The 26,100-nt window shown below is 37.2% G+C and carries 22 protein-coding genes and 1 tRNA gene; 17 read left to right on the top strand and 6 right to left on the bottom strand.

Going from position 1 to position 26,100, the window contains the following annotated elements; translation table 11 throughout:
- Positions 1 to 2 precede the first annotated feature (2 nt).
- The 3 genes from gloA (at position 3) to rpmE (ending at position 1,930) form a co-directional block, all read left to right on the top strand.
- Positions 3 to 404 carry a lactoylglutathione lyase gene (gene gloA / locus HMPREF0013_RS15275; protein ID WP_005067992.1) on the top strand — a complete coding sequence of 134 codons (402 nt, stop codon included), beginning with the start codon at positions 3 to 5 and terminating at the stop codon, positions 402 to 404.
- 133 nt (positions 405 to 537) lie between these two features.
- Positions 538 to 1,509 carry a bile acid:sodium symporter family protein gene (locus HMPREF0013_RS15270; protein WP_005803805.1) on the top strand — a complete coding sequence of 324 codons (972 nt, stop codon included), beginning with the start codon at positions 538 to 540 and terminating at the stop codon, positions 1,507 to 1,509.
- Positions 1,510 to 1,705: 196 nt separating this feature from the next.
- Positions 1,706 to 1,930 (top strand): 50S ribosomal protein L31, encoded by a 225-nt coding sequence (gene rpmE / locus HMPREF0013_RS15265; RefSeq protein WP_001200845.1) that lies wholly within the window; start codon positions 1,706 to 1,708, stop codon positions 1,928 to 1,930.
- 62 nt (positions 1,931 to 1,992) lie between these two features.
- Here rpmE and HMPREF0013_RS15260 read toward each other — a convergent pair whose 3' ends face one another.
- The 3 genes from HMPREF0013_RS15260 to epmB are packed head-to-tail and all read right to left on the bottom strand — an operon-like array spanning position 1,993 to position 6,878.
- Positions 1,993 to 4,104, bottom strand: a complete 2,112-nt coding sequence (locus HMPREF0013_RS15260; RefSeq protein ID WP_002118508.1) for an EAL domain-containing protein — start codon at positions 4,102 to 4,104, stop codon at positions 1,993 to 1,995.
- Positions 4,101 to 5,846, bottom strand: a complete 1,746-nt coding sequence (locus HMPREF0013_RS15255; protein WP_005073306.1) for a hypothetical protein — start codon at positions 5,844 to 5,846, stop codon at positions 4,101 to 4,103. Before HMPREF0013_RS15255 ends, HMPREF0013_RS15260 begins: the two co-directional genes overlap by 4 nt.
- A 15-nt stretch (positions 5,847 to 5,861) precedes the next feature.
- Positions 5,862 to 6,878 carry an EF-P beta-lysylation protein EpmB gene (gene epmB, locus HMPREF0013_RS15250; RefSeq protein ID WP_002118545.1) on the bottom strand — a complete coding sequence of 339 codons (1,017 nt, stop codon included), beginning with the start codon at positions 6,876 to 6,878 and terminating at the stop codon, positions 5,862 to 5,864.
- 73 nt (positions 6,879 to 6,951) lie between these two features.
- On the opposite strand from epmB, the gene efp reads away from it, so the two are divergent.
- From efp to HMPREF0013_RS25485, 10 genes are all read left to right on the top strand, one after another.
- On the top strand, positions 6,952 to 7,521 hold the full coding sequence (gene efp / locus HMPREF0013_RS15245; protein ID WP_002118666.1) for an elongation factor P: 570 nt from the start codon (positions 6,952 to 6,954) through the stop codon (positions 7,519 to 7,521).
- Positions 7,522 to 7,685: 164 nt separating this feature from the next.
- Entirely contained in the window at positions 7,686 to 9,782 is a 2,097-nt protein-coding gene (locus HMPREF0013_RS15240; RefSeq protein WP_005803786.1) for a carbon starvation CstA family protein, read from the top strand.
- Positions 9,782 to 10,087, top strand: a complete 306-nt coding sequence (locus HMPREF0013_RS0105485; RefSeq protein ID WP_002118393.1) for a YbdD/YjiX family protein — start codon at positions 9,782 to 9,784, stop codon at positions 10,085 to 10,087. The genes HMPREF0013_RS15240 and HMPREF0013_RS0105485 overlap by 1 nt, the downstream gene beginning before the upstream one ends.
- 167 nt (positions 10,088 to 10,254) lie before the next feature.
- Positions 10,255 to 10,331, top strand: a tRNA-Val gene (locus HMPREF0013_RS15235).
- Positions 10,332 to 10,590: 259 nt separating this feature from the next.
- The gene (locus HMPREF0013_RS15230; protein WP_002118603.1) at positions 10,591 to 11,997 is read left to right on the top strand and encodes a MoeA protein; all 1,407 of its coding nucleotides are present in this window, start codon (positions 10,591 to 10,593) and stop codon (positions 11,995 to 11,997) included.
- A 291-nt stretch (positions 11,998 to 12,288) separates the two neighbouring features.
- On the top strand, positions 12,289 to 12,768 hold the full coding sequence (locus tag HMPREF0013_RS15225) for a hypothetical protein (RefSeq protein ID WP_002118748.1): 480 nt from the start codon (positions 12,289 to 12,291) through the stop codon (positions 12,766 to 12,768).
- 389 nt (positions 12,769 to 13,157) lie between these two features.
- Positions 13,158 to 14,459, top strand: a complete 1,302-nt coding sequence (locus tag HMPREF0013_RS15220; protein ID WP_002118783.1) for a hypothetical protein — start codon at positions 13,158 to 13,160, stop codon at positions 14,457 to 14,459.
- Between the two features lie 137 nt (positions 14,460 to 14,596).
- Entirely contained in the window at positions 14,597 to 15,109 is a 513-nt protein-coding gene (locus HMPREF0013_RS15215; RefSeq protein WP_002118410.1) for a phage antirepressor KilAC domain-containing protein, read from the top strand.
- A gap of 682 nt (positions 15,110 to 15,791) precedes the next feature.
- A complete protein-coding gene (locus tag HMPREF0013_RS15210) occupies positions 15,792 to 16,346 on the top strand; it encodes a TetR/AcrR family transcriptional regulator (protein ID WP_002118523.1) in 555 nt (184 codons plus the stop codon).
- A 104-nt stretch (positions 16,347 to 16,450) separates the two neighbouring features.
- On the top strand, positions 16,451 to 16,696 hold the full coding sequence (locus tag HMPREF0013_RS25485) for a hypothetical protein (RefSeq protein WP_078210493.1): 246 nt from the start codon (positions 16,451 to 16,453) through the stop codon (positions 16,694 to 16,696).
- Between the two features lie 34 nt (positions 16,697 to 16,730).
- Here HMPREF0013_RS25485 and HMPREF0013_RS15205 read toward each other — a convergent pair whose 3' ends face one another.
- Both HMPREF0013_RS15205 and bauF read right to left on the bottom strand, forming a co-directional pair.
- Positions 16,731 to 17,417, bottom strand: a complete 687-nt coding sequence (locus HMPREF0013_RS15205) for a pirin family protein (protein ID WP_002118840.1) — start codon at positions 17,415 to 17,417, stop codon at positions 16,731 to 16,733.
- A gap of 189 nt (positions 17,418 to 17,606) precedes the next feature.
- Positions 17,607 to 18,467 (bottom strand): acinetobactin utilization protein BauF, encoded by an 861-nt coding sequence (gene bauF, locus HMPREF0013_RS15200; protein WP_002118744.1) that lies wholly within the window; start codon positions 18,465 to 18,467, stop codon positions 17,607 to 17,609.
- A gap of 393 nt (positions 18,468 to 18,860) precedes the next feature.
- Between bauF and basA the strand changes: the two genes are divergently transcribed.
- Complete coding sequence (gene basA, locus HMPREF0013_RS15195; RefSeq protein ID WP_002118455.1) at positions 18,861 to 20,708, top strand: acinetobactin non-ribosomal peptide synthetase subunit BasA; 1,848 nt, start codon at positions 18,861 to 18,863, stop codon at positions 20,706 to 20,708.
- Between the two features lie 70 nt (positions 20,709 to 20,778).
- Here the strand turns inward: basA and basB are convergent, their stop codons facing one another.
- On the bottom strand, positions 20,779 to 22,809 hold the full coding sequence (gene basB, locus HMPREF0013_RS15190) for an acinetobactin non-ribosomal peptide synthetase subunit BasB (RefSeq protein WP_016802870.1): 2,031 nt from the start codon (positions 22,807 to 22,809) through the stop codon (positions 20,779 to 20,781).
- A 631-nt stretch (positions 22,810 to 23,440) separates the two neighbouring features.
- Here basB and bauD point away from each other — a divergent pair.
- Genes bauD through bauE form a run of 3 tightly spaced genes read left to right on the top strand, consistent with a single transcriptional unit; the run spans position 23,441 to position 26,096 of the window.
- On the top strand, positions 23,441 to 24,382 hold the full coding sequence (gene bauD / locus HMPREF0013_RS15185; protein WP_002118809.1) for a ferric acinetobactin ABC transporter permease subunit BauD: 942 nt from the start codon (positions 23,441 to 23,443) through the stop codon (positions 24,380 to 24,382).
- Positions 24,382 to 25,329 carry a ferric acinetobactin ABC transporter permease subunit BauC gene (gene bauC, locus HMPREF0013_RS15180; RefSeq protein ID WP_002118596.1) on the top strand — a complete coding sequence of 316 codons (948 nt, stop codon included), beginning with the start codon at positions 24,382 to 24,384 and terminating at the stop codon, positions 25,327 to 25,329. The genes bauD and bauC overlap by 1 nt, the downstream gene beginning before the upstream one ends.
- A complete protein-coding gene (gene bauE, locus HMPREF0013_RS15175; RefSeq protein WP_002118433.1) occupies positions 25,326 to 26,096 on the top strand; it encodes a ferric acinetobactin ABC transporter ATP-binding protein BauE in 771 nt (256 codons plus the stop codon). The genes bauC and bauE overlap by 4 nt, the downstream gene beginning before the upstream one ends.
- Positions 26,097 to 26,100: the final 4 nt, after the last annotated feature.

The following is a 26,100-nucleotide window of genomic DNA, read 5'->3' as shown; positions in this document are numbered from 1 at the left end:
ACATGCGAATGCTTCATACAATGTTGCGAGTAGGCAATTTAGAACAATCTTTAAAGTTCTATACCGAAGTATTAGGGATGAAGTTACTTCGTAAGCGTGATTATGAAGAAGGGCGCTTTACACTAGCATTTGTTGGCTATGGCGATGAAGAAACCAATACCGTGCTTGAGCTTACCCATAACTGGGATACATCAAGTTATGATTTAGGCAATGCCTATGGCCACATTGCCATTGGTGTTGATGATGCCTACAAAGCGTGTGAAGAAATTAAAGCACGTGGTGGCAAAGTTGTGCGTGAAGCGGGGCCAATGAAAGGTGGTGTTACTGTTATCGCATTTGTTGAAGATCCAGACGGCTATAAAGTCGAATTGATTCAACAAGATGCTAATGCGACAAATAACTAAAAATTGACTGTGATGCTTTAAGAATTAGTTCTTAAAAGCCTAGCTTTATTTTTTTAGCCCAGTATGATGAACGCTTGACCAAATGGTCAATTTATCAACTGGGTTTTTTATTTATCTAGAATAATCATAGGATATGGCTATGCTGAAGTTATTGGCTCTTGATCGATTTACAGTTTTGTTAGTTGGAATGGTACTACTAGCAACATTTTTTCCAGTCAGTGGTCAAGCAGCGCAATATTTCAATACATTGACCACAGTCGCAATTGCAATCTTATTCTTTTTGCATGGTGCGAAACTATCACGTGAGGCTGTAATTGAAGGTATTTTGCATTGGAAAATGCATTTACTGGTCTTCGCATTTACTTTCTTTATTTTCCCTGTAATTGGTCTGTTGGCTAAGCCAATTTTATTACCTCTGTTAGGTCAGCAGCTGTACTGGGGTTTTTTATTTATGTGCTTTTTACCCTCTACAGTTCAATCTTCCATTGCATTTACGTCGGTTGCAAAAGGGAACGTGGCGGGAGCGGTGTGCAGTGCATCTTTTTCAAACTTGATTGGTATGTTTATTACGCCAGTATTGGTGAGCTTCTTTATTTTAGGCCAAAGCCAACATGGATTTGACCCGACGACTTCAATTATACAAATTACATTATTACTGTTAGTGCCATTTATTTTAGGTCAATTATTACGTCCTTATATTTTCCCTTATATGGCAAAAGTTCCGAGTATTGTTAAAGCATTCGATCAAGGCTCGATTTTGATGGTGGTGTATGGCGCATTTAGTGGAGCAGTAGTGGCAGGGCTTTGGCATCAAGTAAGTTGGAAAACTTTACTCATTCTAACAATTGCGTGTTCAGTGCTCTTAACAGTCATTATGCTATTAGCACTTTACCTACCACGTGCTTTAGGTTTTAACCGAGCAGATCAAGTTACGGTTTTCTTTTGTAGCTCTAAAAAGACCTTGGCAAGTGGTGTTCCGATGGCGCAAATCTTATTTATTGGCCAACCATTAGGCATGATCGTTTTGCCTATTATGATCTTTCACCAAATCCAATTAATGGTTTGTGGCGTGATTGCAAATTACTGGGCTAAATCGAAAGATTAATTCGCAAAAGAAAATTATTTAACGTATAATGTTGCCCACTTGTTGTGCTTAGCTCTAACCCTAGAGGTTTCGGTGGGCCAAAAGAATGGTCTGTTGTGGTGTTGATCTGCTCATTTTGAGCCTGTCCTCAACTTAGTTGAGAGTGATCAATTGCGATGACAGCTTAAGCCTTTCTTCCAATTAGGAGTAATCGACGATGCGCGCCGATATTCACCCAAAATATGAAAAATTAGTTGCAACTTGTTCTTGCGGTAACGTAATCGAAACTCGTTCTGCTTTAGGTAAAGAAACTATCTACCTTGACGTATGTTCAGCTTGCCACCCATTCTACACTGGTAAGCAAAAGAATGTAGACACTGGTGGTCGTATCGACAAATTCAAACAACGTTTTGCTGGTATGTCTCGCTCTATCAAGCGTTAATACTGCAACACGAAACAAAAAACGGGCTTTATGCCCGTTTTTTGTTTTTCAGTACAAGACCATTATTGGTCTTGCACGTCTGTTAATCGATCAAGTTTTTTCTGAAAATATTGGCCTTGCAAGAAACGAGTTTCTACATTCCAAGCATTTGCAAATGAGTTCATGTCATTAAGTTCACTCAGTAAAATCCCGACTGGTTTTACTGCCAAATAGTTCAAAACCTTTTCTTGTAAGCGGACTAGACCATCATCTGAGTTTAACAGCTCTGTTTTCTTCGATTGTAGTTTTAAATATTGAACGTCTAGTTGTTGCAATATTGATTCGCTATACATAGAAGAGCTGAAATCCCGAATCGAAATTTCTGCGCCGTGTTGACGCAGGTGAGCTATGTGTTGCTGGGCAATTGCAAGATGAGGCTGAATTGCTTGTTCTGAAAATTGTAAAACTAGGGGGCTTTCAAGCTTACTACCAATAATGGTGAGTAGTTTTGAAATTAGCTCGGGGAAAGATTTATCTTTGAGCAAGATATCAATATTCAGGTTAATAATCAGTTTAGCTTTCGGGTATTGAGTAATAAAGTTATGTAGTTGCTTACATGCCTCAACCAAAATCCAGCGATCTAATTGAATAGAAAGTTCACTGTCTTCTCTTAATTCAGCCAAGTCATTTATGTCATGCCATTGTTCATCGCTAATAAAACCGCTAGTCACCTCATAGTTATGGGTTTCTTGATCGTGTTTATCGTAGATCTGCTGATATTTTAAATGAATTTCACTTCGTGCTAACTGCTGCTTTAATTGCTGCAATAACGAAGATTGCAAAGGAGCATCGACTTGCTCAAGGCTTAGATCAAGCGATATAGAAGGTTTAACAGGCTCAGGAGAGATAATATCGATGGTTGGTGCCAGCTCAATTTCTGCCTGCGCCTTAGGTAACTCTTGCTGATTTGTTTGATCAAGTAAGCTTGTAAAGCTATCTTCATTTAAAGATTCAGTAATTGGGGCATAGCTCAGCTTAAATTGGATTGAGTAATTAAGCTCATTAATCTTTAATAAATGCTCTTTTTGCAAACTTTGCAGACTAGTCAGTTGGGAGTTAAGGACTGTGCTGTTTTCAGCTTGTAAAACGCCAACATATGCACCAAGTTCGATATTAAAAATCGGCATTTGCGCGTGTTCTTTTAAGAAACTGTGCAGCTGATTAAAATATTGTGCAGGAGTTTGCCAATCTTGTTGAAATACTCGCTCTGGGCACTGATTTAATTTAAATAAAATTAATGCGTTGGCTTGAGCACGGTAGGTCGATAGTTGTCGATTAATTTGTTGCCAAGGTGCTTGCACACCATAACTCTTTTCTGAAAAAAGTGTATTTGCAGGTGTTGCTAAATCCAGTTGATAGTCAATGGTTAGCTGTACAGCATCTTCTTCCTGACTAGGAATAAACTCTAGTTTTAGAGCATTGTTACCTGCGATTGCTGCATGTTGACTCTGAATTTCAAAGCGGGCCTGATCAAATTGGCCTAATGAAATTTTCTTAAATCTTTGTTTAAAAACATTTAAATCATCAGGTTGTAAAACATCTAAAATCGGTAGGCCAATAATCTCGTCTTCTTGCTTAAACCCAAAAAGGTTGAGGTATTCTGTGTTTGCCTTAACATGCATCCCTTCTTGAAAAAGGGCAACAGCTTTATGGCTGCTATTGACCAATGTTTGTGTATGGGAGTGAATTGTTTCTAGCTCATTTGTTAGGCGTTGTTCAGTCTGCAATAAGTGGCTATACGACAAGGTCCGAATAAGAGTGATATAAAAATAATCTAATGGTTCTAATGGAACTACATCATAGATACCTTTTTGAATATAAGCCTGATATTGCTGAGGTTGATAATCGTCAGGTTGTAATAATAAAACAGGTAAATTTGGCTGTTCAGATGCTTGAATGAGGGAGAGAGTTTGTTCAATTTTTAGGTCATAAGCACGACCAAAAATAATAGCATCCCACGGCGTATTTAACTGTTTTTCAAAACTTTTTAAATCATCAAGTAATAATGCCTGAACTTGATAATCATTCCCCAATAATAAATTTAAAATCTGGTTATAACGTAGCTGGTTGTCATCAATAATGAGTAAACGTGTTTCAGTACGTTTTAACTTTTTAGATAATAAAGAGTTTCTCACTTTAGTGCTTCCCATAAATCTTGAGTGCTAGAGTTATTACCCTTTTTCATCATGAACTGATCAAGCAGACCTTGTTGCTGCTCATTTAAAAGTTCGAAATGAAATTGAATAAAACTTTGCGTAATGAGTTGTGCTTTGAGTAGATACACTTTGATTTCTTCTGTCCCCAATCGTAAATGAATTGTTTGTTGCTCTCTAAAAATTTGAGAGCCCGGTAAAATAAGCGTATTTTGTATTTCTTCTAGATTTTGTGTTTGTAGTAATAGTGCGGGATGATAATTGCGAGTATGGCGCTCAGCTTGAATATGCACTGAACAAGGGAACATGGCTTGCGACAAAATCTCTAAACCTAACTCTAGGGATTTTTCTGTCGATTGTTTAATCCAGCGAATTACACCGCCGCGCCATTGTCCATGCAAAGTTTCTTTAACTAAAATGTATTCACCAGTTCTTAAGTTCTTTGGTGCTTCGCCAGACCACTTAATACGATATCCATTAACACTAATATCGAGAACGGTGGTTTGATAAATGGTTTTGCTTTCACGACTTAAGCGTTGATAAGAGCTGGTTTGTTGTTCTTTTTTCTCTAGATTGGATAAAACTTTAGATTCGCTTTGTAAGTTATAGTTATGGTTAAGTTGTAGCGTTTCTTCAAAGTTTTTTGCTTTTGATAGATAGAAATGAGCAGTACTTAAACCAAAACAAATTTGAAGCTCTGCATTGTATTCATAACGTTCATGACGACGTTGAGCCGTGGTTCCTAAAATCGTTTGAACATGAAACTTTAAAGCAGGGCTTAAATAAAACTTTTCATTTTTAGAAATATATTGAGCATTTTTATGCATGGTTGCAGTGACATGCTCAAGTAAAGCTTGCGTACCAATGAAGATGCTAGGGTTAAAGTTAGAGCTACGCTTTGTATTATAAACAGGCGGATGGTCCTTATTTGGATCGACCACATATTTCGTTAATGCGGTATCTTTCGGCAAAATATGAATCATTCTTGCCCAGTCAAAACTACATTGAAACAATGCCTGAATTTCTGACTGACGAATCTGGTTCGTATTTAAAATATCCAGCAAAATCAACTGGGCATAAGCTTGTGTAATATTCGCTAAAGGGTGCTGTATGCCCTGAATATGATTGATATTGATGAGATGATATTTGTGCTGAACTGCGGTTTCATAGAGCTGATGCGCTATTAACCATTGACCTTTAAGAGGCTCGCTATAAAGCATGTGCTGCTGATAAAGGAGACTCGTTAATTGTTGAAGTGCATGAAACGTCGATAAAGTACGCGCCGTTTGCAAATTCTTTTTTTGCTTGTAGGCAAAGATTGAAAACTTTTGATGCTGTAGTTGCTCATGACTATTTTGCGCAATATTTAAATAAATACTGGCGAAATAGCAGCGGAGCAACATCGCTAATTCAATAATGTGCTCATTACGATCTGTACTAATCACGCCTTGGTTAAAGAAGTTTTTCTCTAGGCTGGCGAGTACATTGTTAATGGTCGGATGAAGCGTTTGTATGAGGTCGAAACGTAAGGTTTCACTACATTTTAATTCATTGAGCTCTAAAATAGCTGTGAATAATGCTTTTGACGTATCACCGAGTTGCATAATAGAAAGGGTAGTGACCCATTCATTAAGATCTTTAATATTGGCTTCACAAAAGCTTAACCGTTCACGAGAGAGTTCGGTTTGATTGTGAAAAATGTCCGACAGCGCATTATTCATCATCACTTATTATATAACTCAAAAAGTTGTAGCCCCAAAAAGCGGTGTTTTATTCTTTTCGCCCGCAATTTCCCTGACGAGTTTAGGAACCAAATACCCCGGTAGGTTCGCTAACACGTCACGATAGATATCATCTATCTTGGATGATTCTAAATCAAAATGTTGTGCACCTTTTACTTTATCTAAAACATGTAAGTAATAAGGCATAACGCGAGCTTCAAATAAACGATAACTTAAATCAATTAACGTCTGTGCAGAGTCATTGACACCCTTAAGCAATACTGCCTGATTTAGTACAGTAATGTGATGGTCAGATAACTGCAACAATTTTGAACAAGTAAAGTCATCGAGTTCAGAAGCATGGTTTGAGTGTACCACCAGAACTATACGCAGCCTACTGTTTTTTAATAAAGAAATTAGCTGTTCGTCGATCCGGTTAGGAATAACAATTGGGACTCGTGAGTGAATTCTCAGAATCTCGATTTGTTTGAGAGATGATAGGCGTTCTAACCAAAGTGCTAATTTACGGTTAGAAAGCGTAAGCGGGTCACCACCACTTAAAATGATCTCGTTAATGTTCGGGTTTGCTTCAATATAGTTTTTAATATTTAGCCAATCTTCATTTTTTGGCAAATTTTCTTGATAGGGGAAATGGCGACGGAAGCAATAACGGCAATGTACGGCACAGGCACCAGTCAAGGTTAATAAAAAACGTGATTTATATTTATGCAATACACCCGGTAACTGATTTGCTGCTTCTTCGCCTAATGGGTCAGTCACAAACTCAGGATGTTCTTCGAGTTCTAAATGATGGGGTAATACTTGTAGCAAAAGCGGGTCAAGCGGGTTTTTAGCGTTCATTTTTCCGACGAACGCACGAGGAACACGCAATTTAAACTTTTCAGAAGCCAGAATCGCACCCGATAATAGCTGTTCTGAGGATAACTCGAGTAGGCTTAGCAATTCCGAAGGATCAGTAATAAGGTCACTCAGTTGAGATTGCCAGTTTTGCTCTTGGTATAAATAGTTTATCATTTGACACGATTAAGATAATGCAACAACGCATTATATCGCATAGTTGACTTGTTAAGTTTGGAGTGTGCCTTTCATGGCCTATTATTCTACAAATGATTTCAAAGCAGGCCTTAAGGTTATGCTTGATGGTAACCCATGTTCAATCATGGAAAACGAATATGTAAAACCAGGTAAAGGTCAAGCGTTCAACCGTGTAAAATTACGTAACCTTAAAACTGGTAAAGTATTAGAAAAAACTTTCAAATCAGGTGACTCTTTAGAAGCAGCTGACATCGTTGAAGTTGAAATGGAATACCTATACAACGATGGTGAAATGTGGAACTTCATGGATCCTGTATCTTTTGAGCAAATCGCGGCAGACAAAATTGCTATGGGCGATGCTGCTAAATGGTTAAAAGACGATTCAAATGAAAAATGTACAATTATGTTGTTCAACGGCGTACCTTTAACAGTAAGCCCACCGAACTTCGTTGTATTGAAAATTGTTGAAACTGATCCGGGCGTACGTGGTGATACATCTGGCGGCGGCGGTAAACCAGCTAAGCTTGAAACAGGGGCGGTTGTTCGTGTCCCGTTATTTGTTCAGCAAGAAGAAAGCGTTCGTGTAGATACTCGTACTGGCGATTATTTAGAGCGTGCATAATAGTTAAAAAATACACTATTATCGAAGGGATGATGTAAATCATCCCTTTTTTTATGCGAAAGTATAAGAGGAAAAAAGAAAAAGGAGGAGTAGAGTCACAGGGATTAAGAGAAACAGTACATAACAATATAAAAATGCTGTAGTTATTTATTGAGAGGTTAAGAATGGACACAATGCAAGCGAAATCTACGCTTCCCTCCAAGCTGGTCTGGAGCCTAGTGGCAATAATAGGTGCAATTTCTTTTGGGATGCTGGCACTCAGTCGCGGTGAACATGTCAATGCGGTTTGGCTTGTACTTGCTGCAGCATGTGTATATAGCATCGCATATCGATTTTATAGTCTATTTATTGCAACTAAAGTATTTGAATTAAACCCAAGACGTTTAACCCCAGCACATCGCTTGGCCGATGGTCTGGATTATGTTCCCACCAATAAATACGTGCTTTTCGGTCACCACTTTGCTGCCATTGCAGGAGCGGGGCCATTAGTCGGACCAATTTTGGCTGCACAAATGGGCTTTTTACCAGGAACGATCTGGTTATTGGTCGGTGTGGTTCTGGCGGGTGCGGTACAAGACTTTTTAGTTTTATTTATTTCAACACGTCGAGACGGTCGCTCACTTGGTGAAATGGCAAAACAAGAACTCGGTTCTTTTGCCGGTATTGTGGTCATGCTTGGTGCGCTTGGGGTAATGATTATTATCCTTGCGGTACTGGCATTAGTTGTGGTGAAAGCACTTGCCCATAGTCCATGGGGTGTTTTCAGTATTGCAGCGACGATTCCAATTGCATTGTTTATGGGCGTTTACATGCGTTTTATTCGCCCGGGACGTATTGCCGAAGTTTCTATTATCGGCTTCGTTTTAATGATGCTTGCCATTGTTTATGGTGGTCAGGTTGCAGCAGATCCTTACTGGGGTGAGTTTTTCACTTTAACAGGAACACAGCTGACATGGTGCTTAATCATTTATGGATTTATCGCATCAGTTTTACCAGTTTGGTTATTGTTAGCGCCACGTGATTATCTATCAACATTCCTTAAAATTGGCGTCATTCTTGGCTTGGCCGTTGGTATTGTGATTGCATTACCTGAACTAAAAATGCCGGCAGTGACTCATTTTATTGACGGTACTGGTCCAGTATTCTCTGGTAGCTTATTTCCATTCCTATTTATTACCATTGCCTGTGGTGCCATTTCTGGTTTCCATGCGCTTGTATCAAGTGGTACAACACCAAAACTCGTTGATAACGAAGCTGACATTCGTGTGATTGGCTACGGCGGCATGCTCATGGAATCTTTCGTCGGTATTATGGCGATGATCTGTGCAACTGTCTTAGACCCAGGTGTGTACTTTGCAATTAATGCGCCTGCGGCTGTACTCGGTACAACTGTAGAATCTGCGGCAGAAGCTGTGCGTAATTTAGGATTTGTCGTTACGCCTGAAATGCTAACGGTGTTGGCTCAGGAAGTAGGTGAAAGCTCGATTCTTTCACGTACAGGTGGTGCGCCTACCTTTGCGATTGGTATGGCACATATCATTTCGGAAATTTTTAACAGCCGTTCAATGATGGCATTCTGGTACCACTTTGCGATTTTATTCGAAGCATTATTCATTTTAACTGCTGTAGATGCGGGTACTCGTGCTTGTCGTTTCATGGTGCAAGACACTGTGGGTATTGTTATTCCTGCGGTTAAATCTTCAAGCTCATTCTTTGGTAATTTGCTAGGTACTGCTGTTGCGGTAGGTGGATGGGGCTTCTTCGTCTATCAAGGTGTGATTGATCCATTAGGTGGTGTCAACTCACTCTGGCCTTTATTTGGTGTGGGTAACCAGATGTTGGCTTCAATGGCACTCATTTTGGGTACAGTTATTCTGTTTAAAATGAAAAAAGAAAAATATGTATGGGTAACGATTTTCCCAACAATTTTCTTATTCATTACCTGTATGACTGCGGGCTGGCAAAAGATTTTCCACGAAAATCCAAAGATTGGTTTCTTAGCACAAGCGAATAGATTTTCAGATGCGATTGCGCGTGGTGAAATATTAAAACCAGCAAAAACACTTGAAGAAATGCAGACGATTGTGATGTCAAATCAAATCAACGCTGCACTTTGTGGCTTCTTCATGATCGTTGCGATTGTGATGGTGATTGCTGCGATTGGTATTGTGCGCCGTGCGTTAGCAAGCCCGACACCAACTGCTCAAGAAGCACCAGCTGTATATGCTGATCCGAAAGTGGTCACCCCACGAGGAGAGTAATGATGAATTTTAAATTTGCAAAAAATGGAACTGTCATTATTGCGAAAATCATCAAAATGACAGTGCTCTCGCAAAAAGAGCTATTACTTTCCCCAAAGAACTGGTCGCGCATTGCAACCTTATGGCAGCGTTTGCAGCAAAGCTTCCGACTGATGGTTGGGGTTCCAGACTACCAAACTTATCTGGAGCACATGAAAGCTCATCATCCTGATTTAACCCCAATGGATGCGAAGACTTTCTACCGTCATTGTGTTGATTCGAGATATCCATCGGCAGGTGGTAATTTAAAGAAATGCCCTTGTTAAGTTGAGATTAATATTCAGCTAAAGAAACGGTATGTGGTTAAACCATGTACCGTTTTTCTTTTTTGGAAAATGAAAAAGAGTTTGCTTAAAGTCTGCTCATTTGTATTTTTTTCGATGGCAAATCACTTGTTTTGCTTTTGAAAAATGAATATTATGCTTTCCATTCTAGGTGTATAGCTCAGTTGGTTAGAGCGCTACGTTGACATCGTAGAGGTCTCCAGTTCGAGTCTGGATATACCTACCAAGATTTAAAGTCATATAAACTCGAATAGCTTTACATGACTGAAAAAGCCCTAAATTATAATGGTTTAGGGCTTTTTTTATTGGTTTTATAAATTAATTTCATTTTCTATATTAGCCTAAAAGAGCAATTCATTCCCTAAAAGGCTGAAGCAGTTTGGAGCTTATTTAATACCAAATGTTTTAGATAACGATAAATTCTTTATTAATAAATAAAACTAGCGAAGTACCTGCTATTTGAGGTACTTCTAGGATCTATATTTATGCAAAAAAAACTTCCAATACCAGATAACTTACCAAATCATTTAACGGACATTTTTTATCATATCAATATAAATTTGCCTAAAGGTGATTTAAAAGAAACTGTAAAATTAGATGAAGCTGTAAATCAAGTTAACGCAAGTGATGTATATGCTTTACAGGATTATCCTCTGCATAATTTATCTGAATATGCGGGTTGGGCTCTTAACTCAGAAACAACTCAATCTGCAAGTAAAGATAGCCCTTTATTAATTACTCATTGGTATTATTGGGGACAACAGCTTTATAGATCTATTAATCCGTATAAATTAGATCTAAAAACTCCAAGTTTGTTAGAAATTCCTGCCTATACAAAATTACCAGAGTCTTTAGATTCAGTGATTGCTGAACAAGATGAAAGATTAGATCTTTCTGATACGGACGCTAAAAAGATTACTGGTTCTATTCCTGCCATGCATGGTGTTATCCCCAAAGGCAGTATATTTAAACAAGGCGATGTAATTCTAAAAAAAGATGAGAAACTGACTCCTGAAAAATTAATTGTTTTAAGACGAGCGGGAATCAAAGAATTATCTATATATAAAAATCCCAGAATTCTCATTGTAAGTATGCATTCTTTTGATAAAGAAGAAATGAGTGAGGAAAGTCTGTATGTTAAAGATGTCTTGAAAACATGGGGCTACGAACAGGTAGAAATCAAATCACTCAAACCTGAACGTTTTGATGCTGCATTTAATAATCTTAAAAAAGATAATGACCCAGCTTTAGATGACTCATTAACAACAAGCAGGGACGATTATATAAAATTCTTTGAAGAACAAACTTCAAACTTTGATGTCATTCTTTGCTGCACATATCAAAATAATCGTTCTTCTTTATTCCAGCTTGAAAAACTTCCAATCTTTGATCAAAGCAGCATGTCATCGGCCTTGAATACACGCTGTATACCAGCTAATGAAATTAAAATTCTTAAAGGCCAAGATAGGACTCCAGCTAGCCGTGAGACTGTGCAGATATATGATGAAAGCGGTAATCATAAAGGTATGCGTGTAGTTGTTACAGAAGACAAAGCGACTATTATTAATTTACCGGGTGACATCCAAGATATTGCGATTCTAATGCATGCTTTTGTGAAATATATTTTGAATAAGCACATCTCAGACTTTTTTGATCATGCTTACTTTAAAGGTAAAACTGACATAGAGATTGTTCCTGATGTGACAAACAGAAAGTTGTTATGGGGTCATTATAAGCCTCAAGAAAATGGGGAATATGTATTAGAAATTATTGAACAACGACAGTCATATCAGATAGAGCCATTTGTTAAAGCGAATTGTATTGTGATAGTACCTTTTCAAGAGCAGACAATTGCAAAAGGCACTGATTTATATTTTATGAAAATAGATTAAATCTAATTTCTATTTATAATTTAATTGAGTGGTGTAACCTTTTCTCATGTTAAAAGGTTACATCGTCCAAAGCTTACTGTATAAAAAATCATATAAACTCGAATAGCTTTATATGACTTAAAAATCCATAAATTATAATGATTTAGGCGGGTATTGCTTTCTATAAACTTATAAAAATACTAAAGGCACATTGCAAGAAAGGTGTTAAAGGCGCCTAGAATAAAAGAGTGTATTTTGAATAGTGAATAGAGATAATACAGTGAACTGATGAGATTGATAGGATAGTTGAAAATGGCTAAAGACTGGATGTTTAAAGGTTTGACTGGTGATGTTACCCCTGAGGACGAAATAAATACTTGCATAAATCAAGGCAAATTTATGGTCGAGATTGCAGAAAAAATAAAAAAGAACGAGCCGTTAACCGAAATGGAAAGAGAGTGGGCAGCAGGTATAGTAAGAGCAAGGGGTAAAGATCAAATAATAAATCCAACCAAATATATCTCTAAGGAAGAAAATGGAGCTCCCGCAGATCCTAGGAGATATGAAGCGGTTCTTAGATATTATTGCTCTCTAAAAATTCTAAAGGTTCAAAGACGAGCCATTGAATTAGTTTGTTATTCTTACGAAGGTATTACACCAGATAACTTAAAAAGTTGGATAAAGCAAGAACGAGAAGCTGGACAGCCAATTAAAAGGCAAGCAGACGATATGATTATTAATAATCCAGAAAGTATAATTGTTAGTTATGAGAAAATTAAAGGGAAAAAGTAAAAAAAGTTTTTCCCTATTTTCTAAAACTACTATGTGAATAATGAAGTACATCCCTGTTAAATTCTAAAGGATGTATTTAGATGTTGAATAAAATTAACCAACCCAAAAAAATTGCTTCAGACTCAGTAAAGCCAAACTTTAAAATACTGTTAGATTTGCTAAATTCAGTTTTAAAAATTATTCGTCTTTTGCTTGAACTCATCAATATTTTATTTCTGTAGATCTAAAACTAGTGCGCGACATGATTAGACGTATTACTTGGATTTATATGTTCTTATTTAGATTTTTATCACTTATATTTAATTTGCTAAGTCTAGGTTTGCTCCCGAAAGTCAGATACCCAATCTGATTGGCTTAGCTATTTTCTTGGGGGGCTGTGGGAGGCATTTATGAATAGTTTAAAAAAGCTTATTAAAGATAAGAGTCCATGGTTATCAGTATTTGATGCTTTTAATCTTATAAAAAATAAAACTGATTTAGAGTTAGATTATGAGATAGCAGAACTTTTAATTTCGATCGAAATAAATGAATTTTGTATACCTTATGATAAGTCACATTATTTCGATGGTAACCCAGTAAGACTTCATCGAGATTTTGATAATAAACAATTTTCAAAAATGGATTATCTCTTAATAAATTTAGCTAGTGGATCTATTACTATTGATGACTTTAATCTCGACTTTAAAAATTATGTATGGTTTAAAGACGATTTTTTTTATCAATTTGAACATTTCACAGAAATTAATTTAGAAAACAGTGAACAGAGAGATAAGATTTATAAAAACAAAACTTTAGATGAGAGTAAGACTTTTCCTCTTTATTTTAAAAATGAGATATTTTCAGTTCATGAAGCATCTTGTTTAATGACAGGTTACAACCCTACTTCAACATCAAGATGCTCAAATAAAGTAAGTTGGCTAGAACAGCATCCAGAGTACGAAGAAGCATTTGATTTTATATATTCTGCGGTTAAATCAGGTTTTTTTGGAGAATTTGTCAATGAAGGCCAATATCTTGAAGCTAATAGATTAAAAGAATTTTTTTCTGATAGAGGAATCTATATAGATGGTTTTAATAAAAATATAGAGCCTAACTACATTATGGAGCAAACTAAATTAAAGGATTATCAGCGTGAAAATCAAGAATTGGCTCTAAAAATTAATAAATTAGAACAAAAATTACAGCAAGAAATTCTTCAATCCCAATTATTGCAATCAGATTATCAGTCATCACAAGCTGAAATAAAGAATCTTAAAAGTGTCATTTCTGAAAAAGATAAAACAATTCAAAAGCTAAAAGATGATGTGCAAAAAGAAAATGGAGAAGTATTTTGTCTTAGTATGGACCTTAATAGTGCAAAGAATGACTTTCAACAATTAAAGCTCAAATATGAGGATTTAGAAGCTAAACTTTTAATAAGTACCCCTTCTTCCACGCTTAATATTCTAGACCAAATTTTTGATGAGTCAGCTACAGAAAGATATTCACCTGATTTAGTGCTTTCAATTAAGTTATGGGAATCAATTTATATAAACAATCCTAAAAATGATAGCCACAGTAATAAAGCTAATAGTTGGATTACTATGAATACTGGTTACGACCTATCTAGGCCATCTGCTACAAAATTAAGAGAAATAACAACTCCTTTTATCAATTGGTCAACACATAGAGATAGAAATTATAAAAAATAATTTTATTTTAAGTTGTTGATTTATATATATCTTCCCTACCTAAGGTAGGGTATTTTTTTACGTTACCTATCTTACCTGAGGTAATACCTAATTTGGTTTTATTGCTCCATCAAACACAACTGTATGGAGCTAAATAAATGCAACCTATTCGAGTTACTTATAACCAAGCATGTGAATTATTAAGTATTAAGCATAATACTTTAGGTCAGCCTAATTTGAATGAACCGATTGTCTCTAAGGAGGAGAGAGTGGTCGTAGATATTTCAAATCCTCATGCTTTACGCCGTGCTCTTTTGGACTATACAGAGCAAGTAATTCATCTTGAAACTCAGAACCAGTGTTTAGAGCGAACGATCGACACCATTACTCAAACACCTGCAGGAGTGAAATTTCAGCAAGCATGCAAGATCTTAAATATTAAAAGACAAGTATTAGCTAGCTGGCTGCGAAAAAATGGTTGGGATCGTCATCTTAATAATATGCGTACTTCAACATACTATAGTCAGTCACGTGGATATTGTGAAACCAAATATGAGAAAGTTGTTCGGGTTCGCCCTAATGGCGATCATTATACTTTCACTATGGTGGAGTTTTTTATTCTTCCTAAGGGGATGAAGATTTTGGCTAAAGCTTTTGGTAAGGATACCTAAGATAATGAATTTTAAAGTTGCATGGTAGAAAAGATAAGGCATTGTGAATAAGGGGGAAATTCTCAAAAGAGATTCCCACCTTTATAAACCCCACTTTAACAATCACTTATCCATTATTTATCCTTACTTTTTAATGATCTAATTTAAAACAAATGTCATTTTGTGTGCTTGACTGCTAAAGGGCAGAGCACTATCCTTTGCCTGCTGGCCACATTGCCAGCCGGCTTTGACAGGCTGAATAATAACTCCCGCATCAGAGCTTTTCTTTCTGAGGAATAGTTTTGTGTGTGGTGGACCACTCGTTCCCTCCCGTAGCGGTAGGACGGGAGAGGGACACCTTCGGGTGTGCTAGTTTGAGTTATTACTAGTCTGTCAACCTTCTTCCGTTCTGCCACCATAATTCTATAAATGTCTGGCAGAACTCCCAATAAAAAGGAGTTGGCTTTGCACATTCTTAATTTCTTGGCAGCGACTGCCAAAAGCTATAACGACACAACTTAAAAATTTAAAGCAGCTTGATGCCCTTTAGGGTTTTCAGGCTTTAAGTCATTACGGCTCAAAAAACTTGCATCAACAATAAAACTTGAGATGTGCCAAGCACAGTCTTACGGCTTTGCTATGCCTTTTTTCTCCCAAAAAAGTATCTCGTTTAGAAACAACAAGAATTTATAACGGTAAAAATATGCCAAATTTAGTTCTCTCAACACGTGCGATCCAAATCATTAATACATCAATTCATTTGTTTCACCATCACGGATTTCATAAGGTTGGGGTCGACCGAATCGTGAAAGAGTCTCACACTCCAAAAGCAACTTTTTATAACTACTTTCACTCTAAAGAGCGATTTATTGAAATCTGTTTGATCGTGCAAAAAGAACGCTTAAAAGAAAAAGTAATCTCAATTGTTGGGTACGATCAAAGTACAAACGTGAAGGATAAACTTAAGAAACTTTATTTCTTACATAGCGATGTAGAAGGGCCGTACTATTTATTATTTAAAGCAATTTTTGAAACCAAACTCACCTATCCAAAAGCCTATATCATCGCAGTGAGGTATAGAACGTGGCTCATCAATGAAATTTATAGCCAGCTGAGAACACTTAAAAACGATGCGACTTTTCAGGATGCCAAACTATTTTTATATATGATTGAAGGTGCAATTATTCAGCTTTTAAGCTCGGATGCGACAATCGAACGGGAAAAGGTGTTGGATTGTTTTTTGGCGGGGTTGGTTTAATACAACTTTTATTTATCAAAAAACAACTTGTTTATTAAACATGACTCATATAATAAATGGGAACACAACAAGCATCTCTATAGCTTGATCTAGGAGGTCGTTATTTGAAGTTATTTATTATTATATTCATAGTAATTTTTTCTAGTATTGGACTCATTTGTTTAATCGCGCTACTCAGAAATTTAAAAAATTATTCACCATCTGGTGAGCATGATCACTTATCTGCTTCAACACATCATTTTCACGATAATAGTCCGAGTCATCATCATAACTCTAGTTACTCAAATGACTGTTCATCATCATCTTCAGATTCAGGAGGATGTGATGGCGGCGGTGGCGGGGGAGATTAAAAAAAGCCCTTTTATGAAAAGGGCTTTTGATGATTTAAGGTAAATCGAACCAGATAAATTGACTGTCTTCAATTGCGTGAATTGTCGCTTTATCTTCAAAAACTAAAGCATCGCCTGCTTTAACTTCTTGATCGCCAATGCGAACTACACCTGAAATCACGTGCACATAGTTCACTTTTTTAACTGTATCAACCGTTAACTCATGTCCTTTTTCCAATACGGCAGATTTTACTTCTGCATTTTGGCGAATATGCATTGGTGCGTTTGCGTCAGGACCTGCAATTAAATGCCATTTGTTTGGATCTTTACGCGGGTCAAGATTAATTTGCTGGTAATTTGGCTCTGCATCTCTTTCATCAGGAATAATCCAGATTTGTAGTAAATGTACAGGCGTATCAGTGTTGTTGATTTCACTGTGGGCCACACCTGTGCCAGCACTCATGAGTTGCCATTCACCCGCTTTAATCTGGCCTTCATTTCCCATCGTGTCGCGATGTGAAATTGCACCATCTAGCACACAAGTTAAGATTTCCATGTTGTCATGGGAGTGCGTACCAAAACCATTATGTGCATCAATCTGGTCGTCATTAATTACACGTAGAGCGCTTACACCCATATATTTAGGGTCGTACCAACTACCAAATGAAAAGCTATGATAAGACTCTAACCAGCCTGCTTTTACATGACCTCGATCTTCACTACGATGTAGATAAGCATTCATGATCTAATCTCCCAAATTTTTATTTATCTCTTGAGAAATATAGTAATGTTCTATGTGGGGCTAAAAAATAGGTTAACTGCAACATGTCGTTGCATAATTGATATGGTCATATAGTTTTATATTTATAGATGTATGTTGACTCATAAAAAAACCTGCACAAAGCAGGTTTTATTCAAATGATTGCTGATCTTAATTCGCTAGATCAAGGTCATCATATTCATTCAACGTCTTACCTTGCTGAATATGTTTCTGATAATGTTGAGCACGGAGTATGTCTAGTTCTGAACTTGATACGCCATCTCTCCAATACCCAGCAATACGCACGTCATTTTTATTAAACTGTTTATCTTCTAGAAAAAACTGGCGTAAAGCTCTGGCTTCTTTGCGTTCGCAAGCCGCCCAAATCGTAATATTTTCATAAGTTTTTAGTGCAAATGCTGCTTTTAAAAGAAGACCTTTTTGTGGCGTGTGATGTTCTTTATGGAACGAATGAATTTTAACATGGTCATGACGAGGTAATTGGCTAGCAATATCTTTTTCAAAACTTTCAATGAAAATATCCGCACTTACGCCATTTTCCCATTCATTCAGTATGGAATATAATGCGGGTACAGCCGTATCGTCGGCAAACATGACCACATGCTTTTTGGCTGTGAAATTGGGAATGAAATGAGGGCGGGGGCCAATAAGCCCGATTTTTGTACCCACTTGAGCTGAATTAAGCCATTCCATTGCTGGGCTTAAATCTTCATGTTTAACAAAATCAATTTCGATTTGAGCGTTTACAGGGTTAAATGAACGGACCGTATAGACGCGTGAAATGGGTTGTCCCTCTGGCGGATTGTTCACAATTAACCGAATTGCCAAATTGGGAGCTTGCCAAAGCTCTGGTTGTAATGTGTTGATTTTTCCTTGAATTCTTACAATGGACGGATACGGCGTATGGATGGAGACGATAGTCATCTCAAGCTGTTCCATATCTTGTAAATGGTCTTTTTCTTTTAGTAAGTCGCCATATTCTTGTTTCGATTTTTCTGCAATTTTTGTCATACATATAACCCAAGCTTCATGATTACTATAGAGCGTAATAATTGATATAGATGTAGTCTCTCTATTCATTACGATAACTAAATTAGCTCTAAATGTAAATAATAATCATTATTAATTGTGGTTTTTAGTTCATAAATATAGCCCTCTAAATGATTAGGCCTAAGGTTAAAAATTATCTTATTGTTTTGATATTTATTATTTTTTATAAAGTGCTTTTAAAGGGGGAAAATTGATATTTATCACAATATTAATTGTAAATGATTATCATTTATATTATTGTGCTGGGGTATCTATTATTCAAACAAACAGCAATGAAAACGACATTTTTATAACATTGTTTTGAATATTAGGTTGGGTGGTATTGCATAAAGAATAGGGTGAGGACCAAGATAAATGCTAAAAGATTTGAGTCAAAATTTAGGGCAAATGAATGATAAAAATAACAACGTAGAAAATTTCTTAAAGCAAATTTATGAAAATATTTTTGAGCAAAATTCCAATCGAACAGCACTCATTTTTGAAGATCGTAGCATTAGTTATGCTGAGGTAGGGACTCAGGTCGCCAAAGTTATGTATGCGCTAAGAAAGCAAGACTTGGCGACAGGGTCGGTGGTGGCAATTTGCCTGAGAAAAAGTCCTGAGCATATTTATACAGCTTTAGCATGTGCGCTCACTGGCATCATTTGGCTACCTGTAGATATGGATTCTCCGCCATCGCGACTGAACTATTTATTGACGAATAGTCGGGCAGATGTTGTGGTGAGTGACTCATCCATTGCAGGTGTGCAAAACCTAAATATTAATGAAATTTTATCGGCTACAACTAAGTACAAACCGAGCTTTAATGCCGAAATCAACAGACGTCCGGCTTATTATTTATATACTTCGGGAAGTACAGGAACTCCGAAATGTGTGGTCTTAAATAATCAAGCCACAGAAAACACGCTACAACAGACGATCTCGGAATGGAAAATTACTGCTGACGATGTGATTATGGCGGTAACACCGTTTCATCATGATATGTCGGTATTTGATGTATTTGCTTCAATGGCAGTGGGTGCAACTTTGGTGGTGCCATCTTTTGAGCAAAGTAAAAATGCTGTTGTCTGGGCCAATTTAGTAGATCGTTGCAAGGTTACAATTTGGAGCAGTGTTCCTGCCATTGTCGATATGCTGTTCAGTGTAGCTCAAAAAGAACAATTACAGTCTTTGCGTTTAATTGCCCAAGGCGGCGACTATATCAAACCTTCACTTATAGCAAAGTTAAGAGAACAATTGCCTAACGCTCGTTTATTTTCATTAGGTGGGCCTACCGAGACCACAATTTGGAGTATATGGCATGAAATAAATGAGCAAGATCAGGAAATTATTCCGTATGGAAAAGCTTTAGAAAATAACCGTTATTATATTTTGGATGAAAATCTAAAACCTTGCCAAATGGGCGAGGTCGGTACGATGTATATGACCGGCCTGAATTTATCAAATGGTTATTTACTTGATGGGGAGATTTATTATAAAGATTTCGTTGAAATTCAAGTGAGTGAAAATGAAACTCAAACTGCTTTTCGCATGAGTGATCAAGGATATTTTAGGGAAGATGGAAATATTATTTTTGCTGGACGTGAGGAAGGTTATTTAAAAATAAAAGGCGTGAGAATCTCTGCGGCCGAGGTTGAAAATGCTTTAACGAAGAACCCGTATATTCATAACTGTGTGGTGGTAAGTTGTGTACATCCAACGACTGAAACTCAAGAGCTAGTCGCCGTTTACACCTTAGAAAATAAATATAAAACTACTCGCTTAAATAGCCCCGAATTAAAGAACTTTTTAAAAGTGCATTTGCCAAGTTCTCATATTCCTTCGAAATATTTGGTCGTCGAAACCATACCTTTGACCCGGAATGGAAAAATTGATCGTAAAGCTGTGCAAGAAATCGCTCAGGGGAAAATTTATGTATCTTCTACGTCGTCTACAAACTCCTCTAAAACACAGTCATCAGTCGCTGAGGTGGGAGATTCGGTTTTATCAGTTTTCCGTGAATGCATAGCCGACAGCCAAGCTGAAAGAATGGATATTTTTTATAGAAGTGAAATATTAGCGATAGGAATTCGTCCGAAACAACTCATGAGTATTGCTCAGAAACTTTCTCAAAAGCTCAATACAGAAATTGATTTTTATACACTCATTAGCTGCAAAACAATTCAGGATGTAGTGAATAAAGTAGAGCAGCAAATAAAATAGAAAAATTGAAATGTGCTTAAAAGCGGAGTTGAGTTGTTTGCTTTTAAGCACATAGTGGGTTTTAGGGCAACTAGATTTGAGCTAAGGTTGCCTTAATTTTTTCACAGATACTTTGCACTGTTGTAGTCGGGAAGCGGTGGGCTTGATACGTAATGATCATGCTTAACTGATGTTGTCCATCAATCACATTTTCCATAATTTCAAAATGTAATCCGAACATCGATTCATCACGTTCCGGCAAGATTTGACGATAAGGAAGATTTTGTCCCTGAGGCGTTTTGAGCGCGCCGTTTAAAGCGTTATTTGAATGGATATGAATAAACACATCAAATAACAGACCTTCATCAGCGCTCATTCCTAGTGCATTTTGAATATGGTTGATTGGAATATCTGCATAGGCCATCGATGTATTAATCATTGTGCTGATATTGTGGAGCAATGATTGGAATGAATCTGAAGGGCTAAAATGTGTGCGATGCGCAACCATGGTCGTAAAGTAACCCACCGTATCAAAAAACTCGGGATCAGTTCGTCCAGAAGCAGAAGTACCAATCACAATATCTTTTAAATTACCTTGTTGCTGTAACGCATTGGCGATAGCAGTATAGAGAACCGCGAAAATAGAAGAGCTGTGTTGTCTCGAAAATGCGAGGAGCTTGTCATGCATTTCTGGTGCAAATTTAAGTTCGAGCCATTGGACTGGAGGTTTTTCCTTTTCAGCATTTAATTCATGTTCCGAAACAGGGAGGCTTAGACCTTTAGTTGCCCCTGTTAGCAGGTTAGTCCAATAATTTAGATAGTCTTGATTGATACCTTGTTTTTGCTGAAGTAAAGAAAAATCAAGTATAGATTGAGCGGGTGCCTTCCAGTTTGGTGCTTGAGCATTTGAGCGAGCAAGATAAGCATGCGCAAGGTCAGCCATAATGGTATTTAAAGACCATTCATCAATCACCATGTGATGAACTAAAAACGATAGAGTTTGGCGACCTTTGGCATTTCGAATTAAACGAATTCTTAAGGGAAGTTCGCGAGTTAAATCAAATTTATATGAAGCTTCACTTGCAAGCGTTGCATCGTGACTTTCGGCACTGTTCCAAAACCATTTGAATTGTTGAAGTTCAGATGTAGGAACCACCTGTTGATAGGTTTGACCATTGGCGCTATTAAAAATTGTGCGTAAACCTGCATGGCGCTCAACAATATCTGTAAAGGCTTGCAAGAAAATATCTTCATTAATTTCTTCAAGGAATTCTACGGCAAATGGCAAGTTATAAATTGGGCTAAAATCGAACGCAGAATAAGCTTGCCACAGGAAATCTTGAGCTAAAGTAAGCGGGGCTTTATCGACACTTTGCAAGGTGGATTTTTCAGTTTTTGCAGATTTAACGAAAGCATATTGGGCTAAGTCAGCAGCAGATGGAGATTTAAAGAAATCATTAAATTGAATCTCAATTCCATGTTTATTAAGTAGATTTCCAATAATTCGTGTTGCTAATAGTGAATGGCCGCCAAAATCAAAAAAGTCATCATGTTGGCTCATTTCTGGCTCAGCGAGAGTATTTCGGAACTCTTCTAAAATAATTTCCGAAACATAAGCTTGGTTAGGTTGTTCTGACGCTTTTGTGAAACTTGTATCTAGATGATGTGAGATATCAATTTCATTCAGTACCAATGGCATATTATTGGGTGAATATTGTCGATAGCGATTTTGTATGGCCTGAATGAAATCTGACTTTTGATAGCTTTCATCAAGAATCGGGTGGAGCGCTAAAATCAGGAAATAGTCTTGTTCAGTTTCTACCAGACTTGTAAAAAAAGGGGGATGAAATTCTGCATTCCATGGTTGCGCTTTTAAGTTAGCTATCTGCTCAAATACTTGTTCTGTATTGCTCTTTTTTAATTCTAGGCAAGCTGAATGGTCATCAAATGGATATTTGTATAAATCGCCTTCGTCACTAAATGTATAGCGGACATTTAAGTCAGGCGTAGTTTTAATAATGTCTTGAATTGCTTTAATCAGCAGTTGAATATCTAAACCTTGATTAACTTTCCACAGATTAAAACGTCGATTAACTTGTTCAGGCTGCTGTAATTGCAACATCCAGATATGTTCTTCGTAATCAGTAACCGAAAGGAGAGAGGGCGATTTGGAAAATTGTTCCAACATAAATGAATCCTGGTTTATCAAATGGCTATTTTCATCAATTTTTATTTCGCAAATTTTTTACATTAGATTAAATTTCATATAATTCATAATGTTATAGATTTGCTTGTTTGCAAAAATTGACCTTTTTCTAATGAGTTGATGTCCACATGAACTGTGCTGATGTAACAGTAGGGTTACATTTTACCTTTAAACATACTATAATTGATTCTCATTTACATCAAGATTATTATTTGCAAGAAGATGATGCCAATTGAGAGTGACGAATTTTTAAAATAGAAAATAAATAATAAGTGATTGATTAATATTTATTTAATTCGAAATTGGTTCGGCAAAAATAATTTAAAGATGAAAAAAACGATCCTCAGAATAGGGCTGTGATTTTGCCTATTCAAAAGGAACTGATTCTGTTGTCTCGATAAAATTGAGGAATTTTCATGAGAATATTCAATCATGAAAGGTTAATAAGCCCATCAAATATTGAACAAATTTTCCCTCGCTTTAGTTTGATGGGACTAAATTTGCAATTTGCATCGGCTTTATTACGCTCAAGTGGGGCACACCACTGATGCGATTTGGCTTATTCTGTATTTTTAACATTTTATGTATTTGTTCGTTATTGCTCGGGGCTGAGCAAATACAGTGGTCTACCTTATTTTCTTTTTCTCATGAGAGTTGGCTCACTCTTACAGCCAGCCGTATCCCTCGTTTGATTACCATTGTGCTTACCGGTATCGGGTTGGCGGTATGTGGTGTCATCTTGCAGCATATTGTGCGTAACAAGTTTGTTGAACCAGAAACTTCGGGCGGTTTAGATGCTGCCAAACTAGGAATTTTAGTGTCGTTAACTTTAGTTCCGGTAACCAGCACGCTGAGTAAGATGATATTTGCGATCATTTTTTGCTTTATTGCCAGCTTAATTTATATCGCAATTATCCGTCGGATCCGTTTTAGAAATACGGTTTTAGTACCGGTTATTGGCTTGATGTACGGCAGTGTACTGAGTGCCTTAGCTGAGTTTTATGCATATCGCTTTAATATTTTACAAAGTATGCAAGGGTGGCTTTTAGGAGATTTTTCAAAAATTGTCCAAGGTCACTATGAAGTTATTTACATTATTTTTCCGATTGTTGTCCTGACTTATCTTTTCGCACATCGCTTTACCGTGATTGGTATGGGTGAAGAGATGGCTTCTAGCTTGGGACTTAGTTATGCAGCTATAGCCGCCATTGGTTTAATACTGGTTGCCATTACAGTTTCAACCACAGTAATTACTGTTGGTGCCATTCCTTTTGTCGGGCTCGTGGTCCCCAATTTGGTCGCACTGAAATACGGAGAAAACTTAGCTAAAACCTTGCCCATTGTGGCTTTGGGTGGGGCATCACTATTACTGGTTTGCGACATTCTTGGTCGCTCGATTATTTACCCATTTGAAGTGCCAATTGGACTTACCGCAGGTGGTGTGGGGGGAATTATTTTCCTCATCCTCATTTTGAGGGAATTCAGATAATGCGTATTACAAAGCTATGGACGATTTATCTAATTGTCATCTGCCTAGCAATAAGTTTTTTATTTTTAAACTCAGGGTTAGATTTTGATTACGTCATTCCTAATCGACTTCTGCGTCTTGCCACGATTGTGATAGCCGGTATTTGTGTTGCTTTTTCCTCGATTGTTTTTCAAACACTGGTCGGTAATCGTATTTTGACCCCTTCCATTATGGGCTATGAAGCGATTTATCTCTTATGGCAAGTTTTGTTGTTGTTTTTTTGGGGAACGCATGGATTAAGCCAGTTAGGGGTAAATGGTAATTTCTTTATCTCAATCGTTTTAATGCTGCTTTATTCGTGGGTAATCCATAAGTGGTTATTGCCATATGGCAGAAATGATGTGTTTCTCCTGTTGCTTTTAGGTTTAGTCCTTACGATGGTCGTCGGGACGGTTACTCAATTTATTCAACTCAAAATTAATCCTGGTGAATTTTCTGTTTTCCAAGGCCTTAGCTATGCTTCGTTTAATCGCTCTCAACCAGAAACTTTATTTTATGCCAGTGTAGCCGTAGTCATTGTTCTATTCCTCGGTAGAAAAGCACTCCCTGTTTTGGATGTTCTGGTTTTAGGGCGTGAGCAAGCCATTTCATTAGGCATTCATCATCACCGTTATGTCAGTTTCTATTTAGCTCTAATCGCTATTTTGGTTGCGGTATCTACCAGTCTCATTGGCCCGACAGTATTTATGGGCGTATTCATTGCCAACATTACTTATGCACTAGCAAGAAGTTATAAGCATAAATTAACGCTGCCCATGGGCTGTGCCATCACGATTGCCATATTTATTGCTGCTCAAATTTTAGTTGAGCACGTTTTTAATTACAAAACGACCGTCAGCATTTTGGTCAATCTGGTATGTGGCATTTATTTCCTTGCGCTGACGGTTCGTACCCGAGGTGTTGCATGATTCATGTCAAGAATATCAATAAGTCATATGGAAATAAGCCAGTACTGACTGACGTAAATGTTGAATTTCCTACAGGTCAGGTGACATCACTCATTGGTCCAAATGGAGCTGGAAAATCGACTTTGCTCATGATGATGGCACGTTTAATTGAGCCAGATAAAGGCGAGATTTTTCTTAATCATCAAAATATTGCGGATATTAAAACCGCTGTTTACGCCAAGCATGTCGCGACTTTACGTCAAGCACCTGGCTTTAATTTGCGCTTAACCGTAGAAGAGCTGGTGTCATTTGGACGCTTTCCCTATAGCCGTGGTGTTTTAACCGAGCAAGATCATCAGGTGGTTGATGAAGCTATTGAGTTTCTTTCTTTAGAGCCGCTGCGCAAATCTTACATCGATGAAATTAGTGGTGGTCAAAGGCAAATGGCCTTTTTGGCGATGACGATCGCACAGCAAACAGACGTACTTTTATTAGATGAACCCTTAAATAACCTTGATATGAAACATGCCGTTCAAATTATGCGTGCACTCAGACGCCTATGTGATGAACAAGGGCGCACTGTGATTTTAGTCATTCATGACATCAATTTTGCCACGAATTATTCGGACCATATTGTCGCGCTGAAGAACGGCAAGCTTCATTTCAGTGGGTTAACCGAACAAGTGATTACAGAGGCGCAATTAAATGATCTGTACGAGCTTGATTTTGAAATTACATACAGTGAGCGTGGCTGTATGTGTAATTACTTCAACTCATCTGGAGCTTGAATAC

The organism is Acinetobacter sp. SH024, from assembly GCF_000163635.1.
GTDB classification, from domain to species: Bacteria; Pseudomonadota; Gammaproteobacteria; order Pseudomonadales; family Moraxellaceae; genus Acinetobacter; species Acinetobacter pittii.
This window is presented reverse-complemented; position numbering and strand designations above follow the sequence as displayed.

Excerpts from the sequence above, each read along its gene's own strand:
- basB (WP_016802870.1), bottom strand. The coding sequence starts at position 22,809 with ATGTTGCAATTACAGCAGCCTGAACAAGTTAATCGACGTTTTAATCTG.
- bauE (WP_002118433.1), top strand. The coding sequence starts at position 25,326 with ATGATTCATGTCAAGAATATCAATAAGTCATATGGAAATAAGCCAGTA.
- bauC (WP_002118596.1), top strand. The coding sequence starts at position 24,382 with ATGCGTATTACAAAGCTATGGACGATTTATCTAATTGTCATCTGCCTA.
- bauD (WP_002118809.1), top strand. The coding sequence starts at position 23,441 with ATGCGATTTGGCTTATTCTGTATTTTTAACATTTTATGTATTTGTTCG.
- rpmE (WP_001200845.1), top strand. The coding sequence starts at position 1,706 with ATGCGCGCCGATATTCACCCAAAATATGAAAAATTAGTTGCAACTTGT.
- HMPREF0013_RS15220 (WP_002118783.1), top strand. The coding sequence starts at position 13,158 with ATGAATAGTTTAAAAAAGCTTATTAAAGATAAGAGTCCATGGTTATCA.
- HMPREF0013_RS15270 (WP_005803805.1), top strand. The coding sequence starts at position 538 with ATGGCTATGCTGAAGTTATTGGCTCTTGATCGATTTACAGTTTTGTTA.
- HMPREF0013_RS15215 (WP_002118410.1), top strand. The coding sequence starts at position 14,597 with ATGCAACCTATTCGAGTTACTTATAACCAAGCATGTGAATTATTAAGT.
- HMPREF0013_RS15255 (WP_005073306.1), bottom strand. The coding sequence starts at position 5,846 with ATGATGAATAATGCGCTGTCGGACATTTTTCACAATCAAACCGAACTC.
- epmB (WP_002118545.1), bottom strand. The coding sequence starts at position 6,878 with ATGATAAACTATTTATACCAAGAGCAAAACTGGCAATCTCAACTGAGT.
- efp (WP_002118666.1), top strand. The coding sequence starts at position 6,952 with ATGGCCTATTATTCTACAAATGATTTCAAAGCAGGCCTTAAGGTTATG.
- bauF (WP_002118744.1), bottom strand. The coding sequence starts at position 18,467 with ATGACAAAAATTGCAGAAAAATCGAAACAAGAATATGGCGACTTACTA.
- HMPREF0013_RS15205 (WP_002118840.1), bottom strand. The coding sequence starts at position 17,417 with ATGAATGCTTATCTACATCGTAGTGAAGATCGAGGTCATGTAAAAGCA.
- HMPREF0013_RS15240 (WP_005803786.1), top strand. The coding sequence starts at position 7,686 with ATGGACACAATGCAAGCGAAATCTACGCTTCCCTCCAAGCTGGTCTGG.
- HMPREF0013_RS15225 (WP_002118748.1), top strand. The coding sequence starts at position 12,289 with ATGGCTAAAGACTGGATGTTTAAAGGTTTGACTGGTGATGTTACCCCT.
- HMPREF0013_RS15230 (WP_002118603.1), top strand. The coding sequence starts at position 10,591 with ATGCAAAAAAAACTTCCAATACCAGATAACTTACCAAATCATTTAACG.
- gloA (WP_005067992.1), top strand. The coding sequence starts at position 3 with ATGCGAATGCTTCATACAATGTTGCGAGTAGGCAATTTAGAACAATCT.
- basA (WP_002118455.1), top strand. The coding sequence starts at position 18,861 with ATGCTAAAAGATTTGAGTCAAAATTTAGGGCAAATGAATGATAAAAAT.
- HMPREF0013_RS0105485 (WP_002118393.1), top strand. The coding sequence starts at position 9,782 with ATGATGAATTTTAAATTTGCAAAAAATGGAACTGTCATTATTGCGAAA.
- HMPREF0013_RS15210 (WP_002118523.1), top strand. The coding sequence starts at position 15,792 with ATGCCAAATTTAGTTCTCTCAACACGTGCGATCCAAATCATTAATACA.